Consider the following 22,280-nt stretch of genomic DNA (forward strand, 5'->3'; position numbering starts at 1 on the left):
CCTTCATAAATCAATTTAAATACCTTTTTGGGACAAGCACTTCTATATCATGCCTGTCCCTAATCAGACTACCTCACTTTAACAACGCACTTTGCTTTCTTACCATTGCTGCTCTTTACTGTGATTGTAATTTCTCCTTTCTTTAACCCTTTTACCACACCTTTGGAGCTGACAGAAGCAATCTTCCTGTCAGAACATGTCCACTTTAGCTTTTGTATGGTAGTGATTGGATTTCTCGTTACTTTCAAAGTCAGTCTCTTTCCTCGTTTCAGGCTCACTTTCTTACTTATTTTTAAACTCTTGGTTGCAACCTCTTTCTTTTGAACATGCACCTTTACTTTCGCTGTTCCACCCTTTGTACTGGTAACCGTAATTGTTGCCGTACCTTTTTTCTTTCCGGTAATCTGCAGGATGCCTTTTTTCAATTTTACACTGGCTATTTTTTTATCGCTGCTCTTTGCTGATTTTAACTTATCTCCTTTGATTGAAGAAGATTTTATTTTAACAGCACTTGTTGTTTGTTTGATACGCAAAGGGATTGAAGCTGCATTTAATTTTATCTTCGATTTCGTGACCGGTTTTACATCCGGCTTTGGAACTGGTTTTGGGTCCGGTTTGGGCGTTGGCTTCGGGTCTGGTTTTGGTGTTGGAGGTATCACTGTTTTTGCCTTTACTGTTATTGCACATGAGGCTGATTTTTCGCCGGATTTAACCGTAATCATTGCTTCTCCTGCCTTTAAGGCTTTTACTGTTCCATTTTCTACCGCAGCAATATCCGGTTTGCTGCTGATCCATTCCACACTCGGATCTGTTGCATCCTCCGGTGAAACCTGCGCATTTAAGGTAATACTCTCACCGATTTCCATAACTGCACTCTGTCTGTCTAAGGTAATATCACTTACTTTAATTTCTTTTTGGTATGGTACCTTGATTACAGAAAAAGACATAGCCGGAACCAGATATTTTATCTGTGAATTTACAATACTCTGTGTAGTTTCAACCGGTTTAATCCACTCATCACCAATTCTGTTTTCTCCACCAGCTTCTCCGCTCAGACAGATTATCTCCGCCTGATCAGATGCTAATTGGCATGGATAAGTAAGGGTGATATCCTTATCAACGTTGTCATGATTTACCAATTTCAGATATATGTACTCATCATCTTTGGAACAAACCTGGTAAATGTCATTTTGATATGGTTTTAAATTCCCAGAAAAATCATTGGATTTATCCACTGTATCTGATACATACCCGGCTTCTATTTTACCGTTTACACCATAATTAAAGGTAACTTTCATTTCATCATTTACAAGAACCGGAGTAAAATCTCCATAAAAACTATTGCCAATGACTACCTTTCCACGTCCGCTTCTTGCACGCTCAACAGCCGTCATTTTATTATCCCAGCCGCCAATATTGTACCAGAAATAATTCTCGGTATCTTTTGCTCCTGCCCCTACCAGGAATCCTTCTCTTCCGGCAGTTTTCACTACGGTTGCTTCCACTACATAATCGTACCACTCCGGATTATTAATCGCCTGTGGAATCCATACTGCATTCATACCGCTTCCCTGTGAAAATGACATCTTCCCATTTGCGATATTAAAGCTGCCGGTAGATCCCGGTACTGCCTTCCAGGTCATCCCTGCTGCCCCGTTTGCAGTAAAGTTATCGTCCAGCAATACCTTACCATCTTCCCTGGTTACTTTTACATGAGATACATAGCCTTCCGATAACCAGGTTCCAATAATTGGGCTTCCTGTATTCTGAGAATAATTTTCGCCCTGCTTTTCAAGTGTGGTATTGACCACTTGGGTACCATAATTTTGTGCAAACATCTGCTGTGTATAATAGTTCGGTGTTGCAAAACTGTCATATTCATCAAAATGTATCATATTCTGTGACCAGTTAGTGCTTCCGATTTTTTCAAACAATGGTGCATAAGATGCATGGCGGACAATATCTCCATTTCTTTCAATACCGGTCATATACGCTGCATCACAAATAGCAGATTCTAAATTATTATTGCGGTTGTCCTGAAGATGAGTTGCATACTCTCCAAGGAATACGTCACTTCCTCCATTTTCTTTTCTGGCATAGTAGTCGTAACGGTCGTCAGAATTCAGCATGAATTCCTTCGACTGATAATAGTGCTCATCTACCAGGGTTTCTCCAGGATTTTTTTCATTAAGCCAATCCCACGCAAAACGATAACTCTCATCTTCTGCAGCCGGACCGGAAGAAGAAATTATGGTAATCTTTCTGTCCGGATAGTTGGCACTAACATAACTTTCCACATAGTTTTTAATATACTCAAAATTATTGAGGTATTTTTCTTTCCAATTTTCATTTCCGATCCCGATGTAGTTTAAATTAAATGTATCTTCATGTCCATTTTCTGCTCTTTTTTCTGCCCACTCGCGCTGCGTAGGATCACTGCTCGATACGCTTCCCCAGCAGTAGTCAATTAAATTTGTCGCATGCTGTGCAAATTTATCCAGTTCTTCTCCTTGTGCCGCCGGTGCATTATCCCCATTTGCGAACTGACAGAAGACACCTGCACTTAAAATTGGAAATGGTTCTGCCCCTAAATCTTCACATAATTTCAAAATTTCGTGGTAACCAAATCCATAGGACTGCATATACCCATATGTATTGGTGTAAGAGCCATTGTCACTTGCCCACTGGTTTCCAATTGCTTTCCTTTCCTCTAAAGGCCCAATGGAATTCTCCCAGTTATAGTAACTCTCTCTGCCCGCATTTCCCTCAATGATGCAGCCTCCCGGGAATCGGATGAAACTTGGATTCAACCCCTGGAGCTTTTCAACCAGATCTTTTCTGATTCCTTTTCCATATGCATAGTTGGTATCACCATATCCATAGGTATTCTGCGGACTTAAAGAAACCATATCCATATTCAGCACAGCTCTGTCTTCTGCACCGCTGATAGAGAGAACCAGCTTGCCTTTCTGGGTCTTCTTTGATTCCAGAGTTGCCGTTGCTTTATGCCATGTTCCATCGTTTACCAGATCAATAACTGCTTCCTCTGTCAGATCTTTGCCTGTTTCACTGATTACTTTTACCTTCAACGTTCCGGCATAATCACTATCAGCCTTAGTCCAGACAGAAAAGTCGAAGGATTCCCCCTTCACCATTGGCATTGCAGCAGAATTCGGATTATTCATTGGAGCAAATCCGCCATTTTGCAGAATCATGTTTCCGGTAATCTGTGCATAATTTGTATTCTTATCGTTTAATCCGCCATTCTGGGATACTACGAAACGGTTATCCGCATCGCTGACCCAGTGTAATTTCCAAGAGTACTGATTTCCTCTTCCAGGTTCGGATATACTGATTGTATTGAAATAATTTTCAAAAGAATAATTCTTTACCATTTCCGGATACAGTCCACCGTCTGCTGCACTATTGATATCCTCAAAGAATAATCCAATCATCTGCTGGCTGATATCCGCTCCCTGATCGTATGGATCCACAACCATAGAATAAACGGTATCTCCATTTGGAATGACCGTGATATCAAAGTTTTTTGCATCACTTTCGGATCCGCTGGTCAATCTTGCTGTCAGATGTACCGTAGTTGTTTCTTCCGGGTTTATTACCGTACCATCTGCCGCAATAATGTCCGTGCGATCACTTTCCCATTCAACTTTTACACTGCCATCTAAAAGGGTATCCGTGAGCGTTATCTTTTCAACAAAGGAACAATTCACCTTACCATTCCTGATCTCAGGTATTGTCAGTTCTTTCTTTGCTCTATTCAATAAATCTCCTGATGAAGTACCTCCGTAGTAGAGATCCGCAATTTCCTGCTCCGAAAGTGCCGTATTATATATTCGCAGGTCTTTAACTCCACCTTTATAAAACATATCTTTATATGGCGACTTACCAATGTAAGATACCAGATTTGATCCAAAATCGGAAACAGTCAGATTCAACGGATATGTTTTATATTTTACTCCGTTTAAGTATCCTGTGATATTATCCGGTGTAATAACAATGGAATAAAGCTCCCAGTCACTGCTGGTAGCCGGTCCATCAGATGGATTGCCGGAAGCTCCCAGACCGATTTCCGTACTAAAAGGCGCAGATGCATTATAAGAATTTGTCATAACTGCCTTCATGACTCCCTTCGGATTCATGGGATCCAAAATAAAATACTGGGTCGGCATGTCCTTATTAACACTATTTGCCTCTGTTCCAAAATAAAACCCCCCATAATTTCCTGCACCTGTTTTATTCTGCAGCCATAATGAAACTGTCAGGGTATCCTGACCATCAAACAATCCTCTCGGCAGTTCAACATAACCTGCCCCACTTCCATAATTTCCTCCCGGAAATGCCAGAATACTGTCTTTTGCTGTCAGCTTGTTACCTCTGGCTACAGCATCATGATTACTGCCTGATACATCTTTAATTGTAGTACCATTTGGCACATTGTCAGACAGCTCTTTAAAATCATAATGAGCTATCAGACCGGACACCGCTTTTTCCTCTGTCTGCGCAAATGCTGTAGCCGGCACACCAGTCGCCATGACACAGAAAGCCAATGCAAAACTCAAAACTCTTTTTGCCTTTTTTTTGAATCCTTTTGTCCTTTTTTCCTCCATAAGACTATCCCTCTCTTTATAATAGTTTTCCAGATAGATACAACACAGAGTTTATATTTATCTTATTTAAATAATATCACTCTCTTATTATATATGATACGGAGTATTTTATGATTTTTGTTTGATTTTTTATCAGAATATGTTATTTTTTATGCTTTCAAATGATTTCCTGACTATTTCTAAGACGAAAGAAAATATATTAGAAGTGGGAAAATGAAACTCAATTATTATCATTATAACCTACTTGAAAAGATTATGTATTTATAAAAATCACTCATCTTTGTACACTTTTATGATTTGTTTTGAATCTCTTCGATGCTGAATTGAAGGAAAATTACCAGGCACAAAAGTAGTCGGGCAGTGATAACACCTCACCGTGCTAAATCTACCCGACTTCATGATAATTATCATTTTACAGTTATCTATTGTATTCCGACATTTCCACTGTTTACTCCACCGTTCTCCTTATCAAGAGGCAGCCAGTCCAGGACTTTTTTAATATACCGATTCCAAAAATCCCACTCATGGCCTCCCGGTCCCTCTTCATAACAGCAGGTAATTCCCTTTATTTTCAGAAACTCTGCAAATTCCTGATTCTTTGCCCGCAGAAAATCTTCCGTTCCACAGCACAGATACACTTCCGGTATATCAATTCCTGATGCTGCAGCCCGCTCTGCAAGTGCAAAGTAATCACCGTCACTGCCTTCTCGCTGCTCTTGCTCTCCAAATACTGTCCGGTAAAAATTCTTACCGAAAACCGTCTGTGCCAAATCCTGCTTATCATTACATATATCATCAAAAATAAGTGCACTTGACAATCCGGCTATCCTTCCAAATGTACTGTGGTATTTCAAACCATTGATAATTGCCCCATAGCCTCCCATCGACAGTCCGCCAATAAAAGTGTCCTCTCTTCTGGATGAGAGCGGAAATAATTCTCTCATTTTTTCCGGAAGTTCTCTTCCGACAAACTCTCCGAAACGTTCTCCATTTGCCTTGCAATCCACATAAAAATGATTCTCACCAGATGGCATAATCACTGCCAGATTCTTTTCTTCCGCCCAACGCTGTATACAGGTTCCGCTGATCCAGTCTGTATAACTCCCAAAAATACCATGGAGCAGATATAAAGTCTGAAAAGGCTTTTTCTCCCCTGGCGCCTCTCCGGGCATATAGATCTTATCAAAGGGTATAACTGCATTAATCGTTACCGTCCGCATCAGACATTGTGACATAAAATTTACTTGTATAAGTGCCATACTTCATCCTCCTATTAAACAATACAACTTTTCCGGGACTTACCTGAAATACAAAGTATTACATTATCCCCATTTTTCCTGCATCAACCCGTATATTTCCTCATTCTGCATATGATTTTCCATATTTGTAACAAGGCATACACGCCTGTCCGATTCCGGATATAAAAATTCTCTTTGCCATTGATAAAAATGCGGCCCATCACCAAGATTTCTCAAATGGCTCATGAGCATATCCAGCACCCAGGCAGTTTGTTTCATATCAGTCAGACAGTCATTCGCATAAAATCCATTCCATTTTCCACTTTCCGTAATTCGCATACTGTCATTCGCCATACGGTAACTGTCCCTTGCCTTCCCCGTCAGATAAAAAGCCTTTGCATAGTTTCCTTTCTCCGACTCGGAAAATGCCTGGCAGACATTTACTCCCCCCTCATAACAATAAAAATAAATCTCAGCCTGTAAAAGAATAGAATGTTCAAAGAATGTTCTGGCATGTCCCGACAGCTTCATACGCGTGACCTGGCATTTTTCCAGATATTCCCCATAAGAAATCCTTGCTTTTTTACACAGTCTTTCATACCAGTTCATCTGTTGTTGCAGGGAATCTGCTTTTACTGCCCATCTAAGTTCATCCACGGGATTACCGGTGTTTTTCATCCATTGGCTTACAAGCATACGGGTTGTGTAATTGGCGAATTGCTCTCCCGCATGTTCATCCTCCTGATCTCCGTATGGCAGGGCATATTCTGCATACTCCCGGATACGTTCTTCGATTTCCAAATTTTCTGCTGACTGACAGTAATATTTTTTCACATATTCATGCCGGTGATCAGCAGCCTCTGTTTTTCCGTCCTTCCACATAGCAGCCAGAAAATCCAGCACATATGTATGAGGTTTCACATTCGAGCAATTAATAATCCAGTAATCATCCACACCACGGTCCAAAGCCTGCTGAAGTTCTTTTTTTACAAATTCCATGGAATTCACAAACATTGTCATATGATTTGCTGCCTGCAGATCGTAAAAAGATGCATGATAATAGATTCCATGGCATCCTGTCAGCTTTCCCGGATTATCCGGTAAAGCCATTATACGCGGGTTATGATTATTCTGACGTCTGGATACCATTTTTCCATAGCCGTTATCAGCCCAGATTTTAATCACGTCTGTTGGCATACTCATAAAACCTTTCTGATAAAGTTCCATGGTTTCTCCATAGAGATTTGTACAACACAATGCTTTTGGATCTTCCGCCCTGACCAGATCGTACTGCAAACGAATTAAAGAACTGATTAAAGCCCCCCGTTCTGCTTCTGTTACATACCTGGAATCATGCTCCCAGAACGGGCAGTCCCCCTGACCTCGAAAGCCAAGATTCCACACGACTTTCTGCCCTCTCTGATTTTCTATTGCTTCCTTCCAAAGCCCCTGAAACAATTCCGGATACTCATCATAGGATGGATTCAGATTTGGATAACGTCTTGCAAACATTTCTGCACCCAGCGGCTCTGCATGATGATGTGTAATATAAAGCCCCATTTGAGATGCCAGATGACAATAAATTCCAGAGTTTTTATCTGTTCCTGGTATTACCATATTTCCGCCAAGGCGAAGCAGTGCTTCGAATACCATTTCCCATGGCTTTGCTTTATCCCGGTCAATCTGCCATCCCTGCAGCAAAACCTCATCATTGATGAACCACCCTCTCAGCTTCACCCGGAAAGGTTCTGAAGCATAAGCAAAACCTTCTGCTATATTTATGAAAGGCTTCGGTTCCAAGCGCTGTTCATTCCAGAACCAGAAGTTTTCCACACCAAGGAAACGACGGCTGATCTCATAAATTCCATAAACAAATCCAAGCGTATCTCCAGCCTGCAGTACCAGATTTCCTTCCTTTTCCTTTAAATAGAATTGTTCCTCTTCCATATGCCTTTCTGTCAGTATAACCTCGCCTGACTGTTCATCAGAAGGGAGAAATACATCCTGTATATCTCTTTTGAGGTTATCAATGGCATGGTAAATAGCCGTATCCACCTTAGAACAGTTAATCTTTGTGTTTCTGTTGAAGAACATTATCTCACTCTCCTTTATGATTCTTCCATAACTCAATTTATTTACGCTGTGATAGGTAATAAGAATATCTGTTTGTACCTGACCGGTTTTGCCAATTTATACTCAAGCATGATTGGTTCTGATCACAGGCGCCCTTAATATTCCCATAGGCTTAAGCTGATACTCCTCTGCCCAGGAATTGCCTTCAGTTCTCCAGGAATCCGCACCAACCCATGCTAAATCATCGCCAATCAGATGTACCTGTCCAAATCCATTAAACCGGTTTCCCAGACAAGTAATCTCCAGGGTATTTTTTCCAACAGGTACATCGGTAATCAAGATTTCATCAGGCAGAAATGCAATGTACCCCTTTTTTACTCCATTTAAAGATACTCTGAGTGCCGCGCCAGCATAATATGGCACTCCCACAAGCATATCTTGTCCGCCGTTATCTACTTCCATTTTATAAGTAAGATTTCCTGTATAGAACGGAAATCCCTGTTCTCCATAATTTCCAAAGTATAATGTTTTCAGTTTCTTACACAATTTCTTTTCCGGTCCCATAACCTGTACGCCAAATTCTCCAAGTAGATACATCCACTCCAGATTTGTACGTTTTCCAAATTGCATGTGCAGTACCAGTTCATTTTCTCCGGCTTTTACATCCGTTAGGGGAATTGTCTGAATACATTCATCTACATAGTAACCATCTGGATTCATGTCTATTTTATTTCCATTCAGCTCTCCTTGGGTATATGCAGCTTCTTCCAGTGCCAGACGGCACCCACTTACAGCTTCTTCTGAGAAAAACCGGAATTTCAGATGCAGTACATGATCTCTGATATCCGCTTCCTGATCCACATATGGCTGAGCTGCAAACTCGCTGCGCTTTTCATATCCCAGCTGTTCCCTTAAACGATTATCAATACTTAGCATGTTGGACTCTTCATGATATGTTCCATTATCTAACACATAATTACATCTGTCCAGCAAAAAGACATTCGGTTCCTCATTTTCATAACGTACGGGTTGCGCCGCTACGACACAATTGCAAACCTTTGTTTAAAGCGAATTGCCATTCCTCAATCAAAAAATATTTTTTCTCATCTGACATTTAAGTACCGTTCCGTTGCCATGTCTCAAGAATGCTCTATCAACATAAATGATTATTTATATTATAAATGCTTGCTTATGTATTTTCTATGTGCATATTTTTACAACAGTTGCTCCAGATTACCTCTTTATTACTTAATTTACAGATCACTTTATTCTGCCGTGATTTACCTGCACAAACGCCAAAAGCCTGAGAAAGTTAAAAGACTCCTCCTCAGGCTCATTTCTTAATATTGATATACTTTTATTTATTCTTCAAAAACACTTTTGCCACACTTGCAAATTCTTTTGCATTTGTCAACATAGACGGGTGCGCACCTTCCGGAAATAAATGCAGTTTTCCATCTGGTATTTTTCTTAACATGCTCTGGTATACCTCTTCAATATCCATAATAGCTGCGTATTCATCATCTTTAAGACTGACAGACATCATAACCGGCACTTTAAGCTGGGTTAAATCTTTATGAAAAAAATTTTTAATAAACCTGTCATGTCTGATTATAACTTCTGTATCATTATCTACAACATTTTCCCAATCCTCGCCATGACAATATTCCCAAAGCATACATACAAACTCTCGCGTTTTCGATTTATTTCGTTCCTCAGATATAGTACTTGTCCATGCGTTAAGGGGGGTTTCTCCTTCCAGGCTGTCTGCTATCACTTTGTTAACTAACTCTTCATGCTCTAAAGCGACATTTAACGCAGTTAATGCACCGCCACTTGTACCAATTAAATTAACTTTACCATAGTCGTTGAGAGTTATGAGCTGTACAACCTGCATGGCTTGGTCATACCAAAAGTCGATCGGAAACTGTTCCAGCCTGTCAGAATTTCCATGCCCCAAAAAGTCGATTAGAATCACTTTGAAATCCGCTTTGTATAAATCAATAATTTGAGTAAACATTTTTGATGATAGGGTATTACCATGCAGCAATATTAATGGGAAGCCTGAACCAACTTCTTCATAGAAAATATTCCTATCTCCATACTTAAAATAGGCCATTTATTTGTTCCTCCTATTCGATTTTTTATTTTCATTATATCAGTAAAAGTATGGATACAAAACCTCACGTTCTTTCTTAAAACAAAAATGTGCCACTGTTATCATGGCACATTTCTAATTATATATTATTCTGTTTAATGATCCTTTGTATGCTTTTAGTTGTCAAAAAGTATTTCTCTGATAATCGCTGGACACTCATTCCATTTTGAAAATCTAAGTACATTTGATGGTTGCGGGAAGCCAGCAATTCTTTAGTATCTGTATTTTCTCCCCAATGTTTTTTGTTAGCTTTCTTTTTGGGAATATAAATTACTTTGCCCTCCACATATTTCTGCACTTGTTCTAAAAGCTCTTTCGGCAATAAATTAATTGAGTTTTGATAGCTCATTCTGCATCCTCCTGATTCCACTGATTTCAAATCTTTTTGGATTAACAAAGGCTATTATTACTCACGATATACAATATATTTAGCTGTTACGTGCAGTAGCCTTTGCTATGCACAAATTCTCATTCCCATAAGATACCCCTCTTTCTTTATGTTAAAAATATTTTAGCATATTTACTTACAACTGTCTTTATTTTTTATTTAAGAATTAACACCAAAATTAAACAATTCAGATAACCTTTCCACCCCTTACCTGAAGATTTATTTCCTTCTTTTTAATAGACTTTCCTATGGTATACAAATTTTGGACAAAAGTAAGCCATTGAATATGCGTATATGAATATTCAATGGCTTACTTTTATTTTATATTTATCATTGACATAATATCATCAATTGTCTTTCCTCTCTCCTGAATCATATCATAGAGCTGGCCCAGGGCATCTTCTCTTTTCTTCTGCTCTAATCCTTTTCTCTGCTCTAACAAAGCATCCATTTTTGATTGCACTTTTGCAATTTGTTCATCCAAAACTGCGATTTGATCGTCAATTGTTTTTCTTTGACCTCTTGACATAATAAATTCCTCCAATATAATATACATTTTTTTCTAATATTGTAAATCATTATTGACTTTTTGTCTATGTTTTATATAGGTATTTTATAAAAGTTCATATACTTATGGATGAACATTCTTTTCTCCTCAAATCTCTTTCACAAATGTAGTATAGATATATTTCTCCAGTTCTTTTAAAATATAGGAATCATTCATAAAAATGCCCCCCAATTCATCCATTGGCAATCGTTTTCTTATCTGCCAGCATAAAAGATATTCACAAAAATATTGTCAATCTTTCCAGAAAGTGCGATAATGAAAAAAATAATAAAAGGCGGCAGATCTCCATGATAACAGGTTTAACCATTTATATCGCAGCAAGTTATTGTACAGAAATAGTAATTCATTATTTAGGGTGTAAGATTCTGAATAAAAGAGTTCCCTGGATTCGTATTATCATTGCATCTCTTATCATCAATTTAACAATATCTCCTGTTTTATATCTGTTTATGACAGGATACCTCAAAACATTTCTTCCTAATAACCTGCTGTACTATTTACTGGATATGTCAGTAGTAATCATAAATCTTGTATCTATGTACATCATTTTTGAACGCAATGTTTTTAAGATCATCATTTCGGGTACGTTTGCCTATTTTATCTTTTACCAGACGTATCTGATTTCATTCTTATTTGTACCAATGCAGTTTGCATATAACAGCATTACAAATCAATTCATATCCTGTTCTGTTTTGATCCTATTTACGCTATTGATTGGAAAAGTGATTACCAGGCTTAACGTGATCTCCTTTGTAAACCGCTGTATGGCAAATAGGAAACATCGGATTTACGGAGCCATCACCGGATTTTTACTGGCCGGCTCTTCAAATTATTTTGTGGTACTATCCCGCATTATCAAAGATTACAATACCCTGGTGGCTGTCATCGGTTTAGGTCTGCTGTTTTTATTTGCCGTGTTTTATCAGTTTGCCACGAGAAATATAATTCATGAAGAAAATGAGAAATCCCAAAAAAATATTATTACCCAGCAGAATGCCTACATTCAAAGCCTGGAAGAGATACAAAAGGATGTGCGTATTTATCGTCATGATTTCAGAAATATTATGACAGGCATGTACCTGGACGTAAAAGAAGGAAAGACAGAGGCCATCGAAAATTATATGCAGGGGATGTTAAATGATTTCGACCAGCGTATCGGTGCCAAGATTCAGATTGCAAATCAAATGATGAATCTTGAAATTATTGAATTAAAAAGCCTTCTTATGACGAAACTCACCCTGATGCAGACACTCCATATTCCATATCATTTTGAAGTGATGTATCCGGTTAAAAAATGTGGTATAAATATTCAGGATCTTTTAAGATGTATTGGAATCCTGATTGACAATGCCATAGAAGAAGTTAAAAATACAGCCGGTAATATCGAAATCATAATTACAGCCCAGAGTGACTACGTGGATTTTTTCATTAGCAATTCTATTAAAGAACAGCCGGATTTATTGAAAATCTGGAAAAAGGGCTATTCCACAAAAGGGGTTAACAGGGGGCTGGGGCTGTACAGCTATCAGCAGATCGCAAATCAATATGCAAATGTCAGCTGTTCGACTGACTGCAGAGATGAACGTTTTTATCAGGAATTAAGAATAGGAGTTTAGATCAATGATACCAATACTGTTATGTGATGATGATGACAAAATAAGAAATGAAATTGCAAGGCAAGTTAACAACCAGATTCTGATTCAGCAGTATGATATGGAGATTGCTGTCAGTTGTGACAGCCCGGTTATCCTGTTGGAAGAATTAAAAAAGATAGTTACGAAAAGAAATATCTACTTTCTGGATGTTGACTTAAATCACCCGGAATATGACGGATTTCTCCTGGGAAAGAAAATCCGGGAACTGGATCCAAATGGAACCATCGTTTATATTACAAGTTTTAAAGACCTGGCATATAAGACGTTTCAGTATCATATAGAGGCCTTTGATTATATTGTAAAGGATAATCCACAGGCGCTTACAAATGCAGTCTCAGGATGTCTGTCTTCCCTGGAAAACCGATTGAAGAAGGAAAAAGCTGATCCCACAGAATATTACACTGTTAAAACCGGTGACTGCATACGAAATGTACCATTGGATGATATTCTTTTTTTTGAAACCTCTCCAAAATCTCATTTTATAATCCTCCATGGACTGAAACAAAGAATTGAATTTCTGGGAAATCTGAGCAATATAGAAAATAACCTGGGCGAGCGCTTTATTAAGATTCACCGTTCTTTTCTGGTAGCCGTCAATAAAATTGAAGAAATCGATTTAAAGCATAACACCGTTACCATCGGCGGGGAAATCTGCAGTATTTCCCGTAAAGAAAAATCTAAGCTGCTGGAACGTATCGGAAATTCATTGCGGCCAGCCTGACCCTTTTCACTGTTCTATTTCTCTTTTTTAACCGTTTAGGAATTCCCGGCTGCCATTCAGGAAGTAACGTACCATATTCTGACAGAAAATGATATATTCATGTACGAAGAGCCTGTTAAACCTGGCTGCAAACTTTTATATGAGGAGGACGGAACATGAATAAAGAATTTATCAGGTTAGAACATATTTCAAAGAAATTCAGTGATGGACTTGTGCTAAAAGATATCGATGCAAAGCTTAACAAGGGCGAAATCCTGGGCTTTCTGGGTCCAAGCGGAGCCGGCAAAACTACAACGATTAAAATCATTACCGGGCAGTTAAGGCAGACATCGGGTGAAGCCTATATTCTGGGCATTAATGCCCAAAATATTGACGAAACCATCTATGAACAGATTGGCATCGTAACCGACAGCAGCGGTATCTATGAATATCTGAGTGTCTATCAGAACCTGGAGTATTTTGCAAAAATCCTAAAAGTGGGAAAAGAGAGAATTACAGAAGTTTTAAAGCAGGTCGGACTATATGAACACCAGAAAAAAACAGCTGGAAAATTATCAAAAGGCCAGACACAGCGGCTGGTTCTTGCCAGAGCTGTTCTTCATAAGCCAAAAGTTCTGTTTCTGGATGAACCAACGTCTGGATTAGATCCATCCACAGCTATTGAAATCCATAAAATGCTGCTGCAAATGAAAAATGAAGGCATGGCAATCTTTCTGACTACTCACAACATGGAAGAAGCTACAAAAATGTGCGATCATGTGGCATTGCTCAATGAAGGAATCATTGTTGAATACGGTACCCCCAAAGAGATCTGTCTGAAGTATAACAAGGTCAGAAAATACAGCATTCAATTAGAGGATGGTTCTGAACATCTTCTGGAGCAGGATGAAAAAAGCATCAGACAGATCAACAGCTGGATGACAGAAAATAAAATCCAGACGATTCATTCATGTGAACCAACATTAGAAAGTGTATTCTTAGAAGTTACCGGGAGGGAATTATCATGAAAACAATCCATCTAAACAAGGTCCTGGCAATTGCACAGGTAAAAACGAAAGCATTTATGGGCAAGAACTGTATTATCATGCCGGTTTTTGCATTGGGATTCACGCTTCTCATGAAATTTCTCTACAGCAAAATGGGTTCATCTTCCTCTCCGGAATCACTCAACGCATATGTATTAAGTATGGGACTGGTTATGAATATCGGCATGACGGGTATTTATTGCCCCTGTCTGCTGCTGGCGGAAGAAAAAGAGAAAAAAACGCTGAGAGTTCTTATGACATCCTCTGTGAATGGATTAGAGTTCTTTTTAGGAAGTATTTTACCCGTATTTATTGTTACCGTTATTTTAAACTACATTTTGATGCCAATCAGCGGCTTTATCATTACAGGCAGCAACCTGGTGCTGTTTACCATTGTGTCTGTTATTTCCTCCCTGATCAGCTGTATTATTGGCATGATTCTGGGCATTTTTGCTAAGAATCAGGTCAGTGCCGGAACGCTTATGACTCCAGTACTGATGATATTTATTTTCATCCCCATATTCTCAGAAATTATTAAATCGCTGGCAGATATCTCGAAATTTATGTTTACCGGAATTCTTATGGAAATGACCATGAATATGGCATCCAATCCCGATAAGATTCTGAATGTCGGAAGTATTGCCATAATGCTGGCAGAGATTGTACTTTCTATTTTTGTTTTTCTCTTCTTTTATAAAAAAAATGGATTTGAGAAAGATTAGAAGACGCACAGAGCGATAAATGTATGGGGAGATAAAATATTGGGTTTAGTTGAGAAACCCAGCTTTGTATCAAAGAATGCTATCTCGGAAAGATGGGTGTGGGAAACTGGTATGGGCGTAGGAAGCGTAGAGCAGAGCTGACGGAGTCCATGCCAGTTTCCCACACCCATCTTTCTGCACACTACCTATCATTTACAAAGCGTCTTAATCAGCGAAACCCAAATTCAAGAAATTGTTCGCTGTAGCTCTAGAGCGTGTTTGAAAATTGCTACACATTGGTCATTTTAACCAAATTAATATTGAAGCGATACACAAAAATCCCAGATAGGTGAATGCAAGTTTGTCATAGCGGGTGGCAATTCTACGAAATGCCTTTAGCTTTAAAAAGAGTTTTTCTATCAGATGCCGCTCTTTATATAGCCACCAATCGCAATGACGTTCAAACTTTGCTCCCTTTCTTGATGGAATTGTTGGTTCACCACCTTGCTCATAGATATAGTCAATCAGTTTATCACTGTCATATCCACGATCAGCAAGTATGTTACTTCCTTTTAAATTTACATGTTTCAATAAGGGAATCGCGAAATTAATATCGTTGCGTTGTCCTTCACTGATCATGAAATACACTGGATTTCCATAAGCATCCACAATGGCGTGTATTTTTGTACTGGCTCCGCCCCGGCTGTGTCCTATTTCGCTAGAAGGCCCCCTTTTTTTGCACCTGCACTATGTTGGTGCGCCTGAACGATAGATGCATCTAACGAAAGTTCTTCCAATGCGGCTTCAAGGCTTAGAACGCGAAAAATATTATCCAGTACGCCAGCATCAATCCACTTACGAAAACGGCTGTATACACTTTCCCATGGCCCATAACGCTCAGGAAGATCACGCCATGGGGCTCCGCTTCGCGCCAGCCAAATCATTGCATTAAGCATGGTACGGTTTTCTTTTGAGGGACGACCTGGTTTTCCTGTGTTTTCAGGAGGAAGTAAAGTTACTATATGATTCCATTCATCATCTGTTAATTCATATCGTCTCAACATATAAAACACCCCTTTTTCTTTATTTTACCATAAAACGGGGATGCAAAACATTTGTTTTGTGCAACTTTTAATTTTCAAACACGCTCTAGGACACTTTTCTGTTACACTGATTTACCTCACCCTATCTTTTACATCTTGTCATGTCTTTTCATATCAGTTATAATTAACATCAATGACCTTAACAGTGTATATAACATAGCCGTTTAAAATGCGGCATAGGAGGATATGATGCACAGAGAACATACAAAAGTAATACAGATAGGGAACCGGGTTATTGGCGGCGGGAATCCTATTTTAATTCAGTCTATGACAAATACAAAAACGGAAGATGTGAAAGCTACCGTGGCACAGATTCAAAAATTAACCGCAGCAGGGTGTGATATTATCCGCTGTGCCGTACCAACAATGGAAGCCGCAGAAGCTCTTGCGGAGATAAAAAAAGAAATTACCATCCCTCTGGTGGCAGACATACATTTTGATTACAAGCTCGCCATTGCGGCAATGGAATATGGAGCAGATAAGATTCGGATTAATCCGGGGAATATCGGAGGCGGTGACCGCATCCGCGCCGTAGTAGAGAAGGCAAAGGAACTTGGAATTCCCATCCGTGTAGGGGTAAACAGCGGGTCTTTAGAAAAGGAACTGGTCGAAAAATACCATGGTGTTACGGCGGAAGGAATTGTAGAGAGTGCCCTGGACAAAGTCCGTATCATTGAGGAACTGGGTTACGACAACCTGGTAATCAGTATCAAATCGTCTGATGTAATGATGTGCGCAAAAGCCCATGAGCTTATTGCAAAAGAAACGAATTATCCTCTTCATGTGGGAATTACGGAATCCGGTACGGTGCTTTCCGGAAATATTAAATCCGCAGTAGGTCTTGGCATTATTTTGTCACAGGGAATCGGCGATACGATAAGAGTATCTCTGACCGGTGATCCATTGGAAGAAATTAAATCTGCGAAACTGATTTTAAGGACCCTGGGATTGAAAAAGGGAGGGATCGAAGTAGTTTCCTGTCCTACCTGTGGCAGAACCCAGATCGATCTGATCGGTCTTGCCAATAAAGTAGAGAATATGGTAGAAGATATTCCGCTGAATATAAAAGTTGCAGTAATGGGATGTGTGGTAAACGGACCGGGTGAGGCAAAAGAAGCGGATATCGGAATTGCAGGCGGAAAAGGCGAGGGACTGCTGATCAAAAAAGGTGAAATTATTCGGAAGATTCCGGAAGATCAGCTGCTTCATGCATTGAGAGAAGAATTGGTAAACTGGAGTGAATAGTGTGGAAAAGCTGTTTTTTGATGTATTTCCATCTTTAGAAATAAGTGAAAATATACAAAGCCTTTTTGCCCAGGTGACAGTACCTAAGGTATCTGTCACTTCGGCAAAGGATTTTATGCGGGTTTATCTAAAGAGTGAAAAATTAATTCATAAAAAATATATTAACGAAGTGGAGCAGGCAATAAAAAGCCAGCTCTTTTTAGCGATGCCCATCACCATCAAAATTATAGAACGGTTTAATCTGTCCCAGCAGTATACACCAGAGAAGCTGCTGCCTATATATAAGGACAGCATACTGCTGGAATTAAAAGACTACAGCATTTTTGAATACAATCTGTTCCGGCAGGCATCCTGTGAGTTTCCGGCGGAAGATACTATGAAGCTCACGATGGAAAACTCTGTAGTGGCGGAAGGAAAATCAGAGGAACTGGTAAGAGTCCTGGAAAAGATATTCTGTGAACGCTGCGGCATGTCTCTGAAGATTCAGACAGAGATGAAAGACCCTGTGGAAAGTAAAGCCAGGAAGAACAGTGAAATCCGTATCCGGCAGGAAGTAGAAGCCATTATGAAAAATGTGGCAGTAAAGCAGCCGGAGAATGGGGATGAAGAGGAAATCCAGGGAGGTGCAGGAGAAGCAGGGCCGGATCAGACGGAACAGGCAAATGCTGTATCCAAGGCTCCTCAAAAAGAGAACGGGCAAGTGAAAAATAACCAGGAGAAAACTTCGGCAAACCAGGGGAATGGCGGAGCAAAGAAACCGGGAGAGTTTAAAAAAGGCGGATTTAGCAAGGGCGGTGACAGTTACCGGGGTGGCTATAAGAAGTCGGATAATCCGGATGTTATTTACGGAAGGGACTTTGAGGAAGAGGCGATTACCATCGATCAGATTATCGAAGAGATGGGAGAGGTTGTTATCCGGGGGCAGATTCAGAATCTGGAAACAAGAGAAATCCGTAATGAAAAAACAATCCTGATTTTAGAAGTAACAGATTATACGGATACCATTGTAGTAAAAATGTTTGCACGCAATGACCAGGTGCCGGAAATTTTAGCAGGTGTAAAAAAGGGTGCATTTGTAAAAATGAAAGGTGTTACCACCATAGACCGTTTTGACAGCCAGTTAACGATCGGATCGATTGTGGGAATTAAGAAAATTTCGGATTTCCGTACCAGCCGGATGGATACCTATCCGGAAAAAAGGGTGGAACTCCACTGCCACACAAAAATGAGTGATATGGATGGTGTTTCAGAAGCAAAAGATATTGTAAAACGTGCTTATAAATGGGGACATAAAGCCATAGCCATTACAGACCATGGTGATGTACAGGCATTTCCGGATGCCAATCATGTCATTGAAGATATCGACCGTGAATTTAAGGCACAGTATCAGAAAGACCATCCGGATATTACCAAAGATGAATTAAAGCGGGTACCCTGCCCCTTTAAAGTAATCTATGGGGTAGAAGCGTATCTGGTGGATGATTTACAGGAACTGGTGGTAAACTCCAAAGGCCAGAGCCTGGACGGTACCTATGTGGTTTTTGACCTGGAGACAACCGGTTTCAGCCCTGTGAGCAACCGGATTATAGAAATAGGTGCAGTTAAAGTTGTAGATGGAGTCATCAGGGATCGGTTTTCTGCATTTGTCAATCCTCAGGTTCCCATTCCATTTAGGATTGAAGAACTGACTGGAATTAATGATAACATGGTGCTTCCTGCAAGGACGATCGAAGAAATACTGCCGGAGTTTCTGGAATTTGTCCAGGATGCGGTAATGGTTGCCCACAATGCTTCTTTTGATATGAGTTTCATAGAAGAGAACTGCAGAAGGCTTGGCATTGAGAAAGAATTTACCAGCGTGGACACGGTAGCCCTTGCGAGAATACTGCTTCCACAGTTAAACCGTTACAAACTGGATACGGTGGCGAAAGCACTTCATATATCGCTGGAAAACCATCACAGAGCGGTAGATGATGCAGGTTGTACGGCTGAGATTTTTGTGAAATTTGTGGAAATGTTAAGGGAGCGCGGGCTGAATGACTTAAACGGAGTTAATTCCATTGGCAAGACAACGCCGGCCCAGGTAAAAAAACTAAATACTTACCATGCGATTATACTGGCTACGAATAATACGGGCAGGGTAAATCTGTACAAGCTGATTTCTTATTCCCATCTGGATTATTACAGCCGCCGGCCCAGAATACCTAAGAGTGCTTTTATCGAGCACCGGGAAGGGCTGCTGATCGGATCGGCATGTGAAGCAGGAGAACTGTATCAGGCGGTTTTAAACAATAAGTCCCGGAAAGATATTGCAAGGCTGGTGGAATTTTACGATTATCTGGAGATTCAGCCACTTGGGAACAATCAGTTTATGATCCACAGTGATAAGATAGATATCAGTACCCAGGAAGAATTAATGGAAATTAACCGCCGAATTGTTAAACTAGGTGAACAGTTTCACAAACTGGTAGTAGCTACCTGTGACGTACACTTTCTGGATCCGGCAGACGAAGTTTACCGCAGAATCATTATGGCGGGAAAAGGATTCAAAGATGCGGATGACCAGGCACCGCTGTATCTGCGCACCACGGAAGAGATGCTGGAAGAATTCGCTTATCTGGGAAGTGAGAAGGCGGAAGAAGTAGTTATAACAAATACAAATAAAATCGCAGATATGTGTGAAAAGATTGCACCGGTAAGACCGGATAAATGTCCGCCGGTTATTGAGGATTCGGATTCAACCCTGCGTGAGATCTGCTATAACAGAGCACATGAAATCTATGGGGAAGACTTGCCGGAAGTCGTATCCGAGCGGTTAGAGAGAGAGCTGAAATCCATTATCAGTAATGGATTTGCCGTTATGTATATCATTGCCCAGAAACTGGTATGGAAATCCAATGAAGACGGATATCTGGTAGGTTCAAGGGGGTCGGTTGGATCATCCTTTGTTGCCACCATGGCGGGTATTACAGAAGTAAATCCGTTAAGGCCCCATTACTATTGCGAAGAATGCCATTACAGCGATTTTGACTCGGATGCAGTGAAGCCTTATGTGGGTGGTGCCGGATGTGATATGCCTGATATGGTATGCCCGAAATGCGGGGCAATGTTAAAGAAAGAAGGATTTGATATTCCTTTTGAGACATTCCTTGGATTCAAAGGTAATAAGGAACCGGATATTGACCTTAATTTCTCCGGTGACTATCAGGGAAATGCCCATCGTTACACGGAGGTTATATTTGGAAAAGGACAGACTTTTCGAGCCGGAACAATTGGTACCCTTGCGGAGAAAACAGCCTTCGGCTATGTGAAGAACTACTACGAGGAACGGGGGCAGAGGAAGAGAAACTGTGAAATCGGACGTATCGTGCAGGGATGCGTAGGCGTTCGGAGAACCACGGGACAGCATCCGGGAGGTATCATTGTACTGCCTCTTGGTGAAGAGATCTATTCCTTTACCCCGGTGCAGCATCCCGCAAATGACCAGACAACAGATATCATTACTACCCATTTTGACTATCATTCCATTGACCATAACCTATTGAAACTGGATATACTGGGACACGACGATCCCACCATGATACGAATGCTGGAAGATCTCACCGGGCTGGATGCCAAGGAGATTCCGCTGGATGACCAGGAGGTAATGTCCCTGTTCAGCAGCACCAGAGCCCTTGGCATTTCACCGGAAGATATCGGCGGGTGTCCACTTGGTGCCCTTGGAATTCCCGAGTTTGGAACGGATTTTGTTATCCAGATGCTCTGTGATACGAAGCCGAAGACCTTCTCTGACCTGGTACGTATTTCCGGTCTGTCTCATGGTACCGACGTGTGGCTGGGGAATGCCCAGGCATTGATCCAGGAAGGGAAAGCAACGATTTCAACAGCAATCTGTACCCGTGATGATATCATGACTTATCTGATCAATATGGGACTGGAAAGTGAGCTGTCTTTTACAATCATGGAGAGTGTGCGTAAAGGAAAAGGACTAAAGCCCGAAATGGAAGAGGAAATGATTAAGCATGATGTTCCGGACTGGTATATCTGGTCCTGTAAGAAGATCAAATACATGTTCCCGAAAGCCCATGCGGCGGCATATGTCATGATGGCATATCGAATTGCTTACTGTAAGGTGTTTTATCCGCTGGCATATTATGCGGCATATTTCAGTATCCGTGCATCAGCATTCAGTTATGAGCTGATGTGCCAGGGAAGGGAGAAACTGGAGCATTACATGTCCGAGTACAAAAAGAAATACGACACACTGTCCAAAAAGGAACAGGATACGTATAAAGATATGAAAAATGTGCAGGAAATGTATGCAAGAGGATTTCAATTTATGCCGGTTGATCTTTACCGGGCACAGGCGCACCGTTTTCAGATCATAGACGGCAAACTGATGCCCTCCCTGAGTACCATAGAAGGTCTGGGGGATAAAGCGGCGGATGCGGTAGTAGAAGCTGCCAAAAACGGTCCGTTCCTGTCCAAGGATGATTTCAGACAGCGTACAAAGGTCAGTAAGACGGTTATTGATCTAATGGATGATCTGGGACTGATGGGAGAACTGCCGGAGTCCAACCAGTTGTCATTGTTTGATTTTTAATATTCGATACATTTGAAAAAACTTCATGAACCATATGGCGGCTCCCCGCCGGCGGTTCATGAAGTTTTTTATTATTTGTTATTTATATTGTTATTTATCTTAGCATATTTCATCCATTGTGGGGAAATGAGTTCATGTCCTGCCGGTGATGGATGGACTCCGTCCAGATGCAGA

The 22,280-nt window shown here is 40.5% G+C and carries 13 protein-coding genes and 1 pseudogene; 6 read left to right on the forward strand and 8 right to left on the reverse strand.

Annotation, left to right across the window (positions count from 1 at the left end; translation table 11 throughout):
* Positions 1 to 68: 68 nt before the first annotated feature.
* The 7 genes from QR40_RS19550 to QR40_RS19580 form a co-directional block, all read right to left on the reverse strand.
* The gene (locus tag QR40_RS19550) at positions 69 to 4,628 is read right to left on the reverse strand and encodes an Ig-like domain-containing protein (RefSeq protein WP_044296465.1); all 4,560 of its coding nucleotides are present in this window, start codon (positions 4,626 to 4,628) and stop codon (positions 69 to 71) included.
* Between the two features lie 422 nt (positions 4,629 to 5,050).
* Positions 5,051 to 5,887, reverse strand: coding sequence for an alpha/beta hydrolase (locus QR40_RS19555; RefSeq protein WP_044296466.1), 837 nt, complete (start codon positions 5,885 to 5,887; stop codon positions 5,051 to 5,053).
* Positions 5,888 to 5,950: 63 nt separating this feature from the next.
* Positions 5,951 to 7,960 carry a glycosyl hydrolase 115 family protein gene (locus QR40_RS19560; protein WP_044296467.1) on the reverse strand — a complete coding sequence of 670 codons (2,010 nt, stop codon included), beginning with the start codon at positions 7,958 to 7,960 and terminating at the stop codon, positions 5,951 to 5,953.
* Between the two features lie 102 nt (positions 7,961 to 8,062).
* Positions 8,063 to 8,911, reverse strand: coding sequence for a hypothetical protein (locus tag QR40_RS19565; RefSeq protein ID WP_152614252.1), 849 nt, complete (start codon positions 8,909 to 8,911; stop codon positions 8,063 to 8,065).
* Between the two features lie 385 nt (positions 8,912 to 9,296).
* A complete protein-coding gene (locus QR40_RS19570) occupies positions 9,297 to 10,058 on the reverse strand; it encodes an alpha/beta fold hydrolase (protein WP_044296469.1) in 762 nt (253 codons plus the stop codon).
* A 118-nt stretch (positions 10,059 to 10,176) separates the two neighbouring features.
* The gene (locus tag QR40_RS19575; RefSeq protein WP_044296470.1) at positions 10,177 to 10,446 is read right to left on the reverse strand and encodes a CD3324 family protein; all 270 of its coding nucleotides are present in this window, start codon (positions 10,444 to 10,446) and stop codon (positions 10,177 to 10,179) included.
* A 355-nt stretch (positions 10,447 to 10,801) separates the two neighbouring features.
* Entirely contained in the window at positions 10,802 to 11,014 is a 213-nt protein-coding gene (locus QR40_RS19580; RefSeq protein WP_044296471.1) for a hypothetical protein, read from the reverse strand.
* Positions 11,015 to 11,340: 326 nt separating this feature from the next.
* Here QR40_RS19580 and QR40_RS30085 point away from each other — a divergent pair, with 326 nt between their 5' ends.
* From QR40_RS30085 to QR40_RS19600, 4 genes are all read left to right on the forward strand, one after another.
* The gene (locus QR40_RS30085; RefSeq protein ID WP_152614253.1) at positions 11,341 to 12,669 is read left to right on the forward strand and encodes a sensor histidine kinase; all 1,329 of its coding nucleotides are present in this window, start codon (positions 11,341 to 11,343) and stop codon (positions 12,667 to 12,669) included.
* Between the two features lie 4 nt (positions 12,670 to 12,673).
* Entirely contained in the window at positions 12,674 to 13,429 is a 756-nt protein-coding gene (locus tag QR40_RS19590; RefSeq protein ID WP_027292556.1) for a LytR/AlgR family response regulator transcription factor, read from the forward strand.
* Positions 13,430 to 13,584: 155 nt separating this feature from the next.
* Positions 13,585 to 14,436 carry an ABC transporter ATP-binding protein gene (locus QR40_RS19595; protein ID WP_044296472.1) on the forward strand — a complete coding sequence of 284 codons (852 nt, stop codon included), beginning with the start codon at positions 13,585 to 13,587 and terminating at the stop codon, positions 14,434 to 14,436.
* Entirely contained in the window at positions 14,433 to 15,176 is a 744-nt protein-coding gene (locus tag QR40_RS19600) for an ABC transporter permease (protein ID WP_052377658.1), read from the forward strand. Before QR40_RS19595 ends, QR40_RS19600 begins: the two co-directional genes overlap by 4 nt.
* A 279-nt stretch (positions 15,177 to 15,455) precedes the next feature.
* Here the strand turns inward: QR40_RS19600 and QR40_RS31035 are convergent.
* Positions 15,456 to 16,219: pseudogene (locus QR40_RS31035) on the reverse strand (IS5 family transposase).
* A 228-nt stretch (positions 16,220 to 16,447) separates the two neighbouring features.
* Between QR40_RS31035 and ispG the strand changes: the two are divergent.
* On the forward strand, positions 16,448 to 17,503 hold the full coding sequence (gene ispG, locus QR40_RS19615) for a flavodoxin-dependent (E)-4-hydroxy-3-methylbut-2-enyl-diphosphate synthase (protein ID WP_027296587.1): 1,056 nt from the start codon (positions 16,448 to 16,450) through the stop codon (positions 17,501 to 17,503).
* Position 17,504: 1 nt separating this feature from the next.
* Positions 17,505 to 22,106, forward strand: coding sequence for a PolC-type DNA polymerase III (locus QR40_RS19620; RefSeq protein ID WP_044296473.1), 4,602 nt, complete (start codon positions 17,505 to 17,507; stop codon positions 22,104 to 22,106).
* The last annotated feature ends 174 nt before the right edge of the window (positions 22,107 to 22,280 follow it).

The organism is Robinsoniella peoriensis, from assembly GCF_000797495.1.
Classification (GTDB): domain Bacteria; phylum Bacillota; class Clostridia; order Lachnospirales; family Lachnospiraceae; genus Robinsoniella; species Robinsoniella peoriensis.

What these genes read in the sequence shown, in the direction of transcription:
- QR40_RS19570 (WP_044296469.1), bottom strand. Translation starts at nt 10,058, where the DNA reads ATGGCCTATTTTAAGTATGGAGATAGGAATATTTTCTATGAAGAAGTT.
- QR40_RS19600 (WP_052377658.1), top strand. Translation starts at nt 14,433, where the DNA reads ATGAAAACAATCCATCTAAACAAGGTCCTGGCAATTGCACAGGTAAAA.
- QR40_RS19595 (WP_044296472.1), top strand. Translation starts at nt 13,585, where the DNA reads ATGAATAAAGAATTTATCAGGTTAGAACATATTTCAAAGAAATTCAGT.
- QR40_RS19580 (WP_044296471.1), bottom strand. Translation starts at nt 11,014, where the DNA reads ATGTCAAGAGGTCAAAGAAAAACAATTGACGATCAAATCGCAGTTTTG.
- QR40_RS19575 (WP_044296470.1), bottom strand. Translation starts at nt 10,446, where the DNA reads ATGAGCTATCAAAACTCAATTAATTTATTGCCGAAAGAGCTTTTAGAA.
- QR40_RS19555 (WP_044296466.1), bottom strand. Translation starts at nt 5,887, where the DNA reads ATGGCACTTATACAAGTAAATTTTATGTCACAATGTCTGATGCGGACG.
- ispG (WP_027296587.1), top strand. Translation starts at nt 16,448, where the DNA reads ATGCACAGAGAACATACAAAAGTAATACAGATAGGGAACCGGGTTATT.
- QR40_RS19550 (WP_044296465.1), bottom strand. Translation starts at nt 4,628, where the DNA reads ATGGAGGAAAAAAGGACAAAAGGATTCAAAAAAAAGGCAAAAAGAGTT.
- QR40_RS19590 (WP_027292556.1), top strand. Translation starts at nt 12,674, where the DNA reads ATGATACCAATACTGTTATGTGATGATGATGACAAAATAAGAAATGAA.
- QR40_RS19560 (WP_044296467.1), bottom strand. Translation starts at nt 7,960, where the DNA reads ATGTTCTTCAACAGAAACACAAAGATTAACTGTTCTAAGGTGGATACG.
- QR40_RS30085 (WP_152614253.1), top strand. Translation starts at nt 11,341, where the DNA reads ATGATAACAGGTTTAACCATTTATATCGCAGCAAGTTATTGTACAGAA.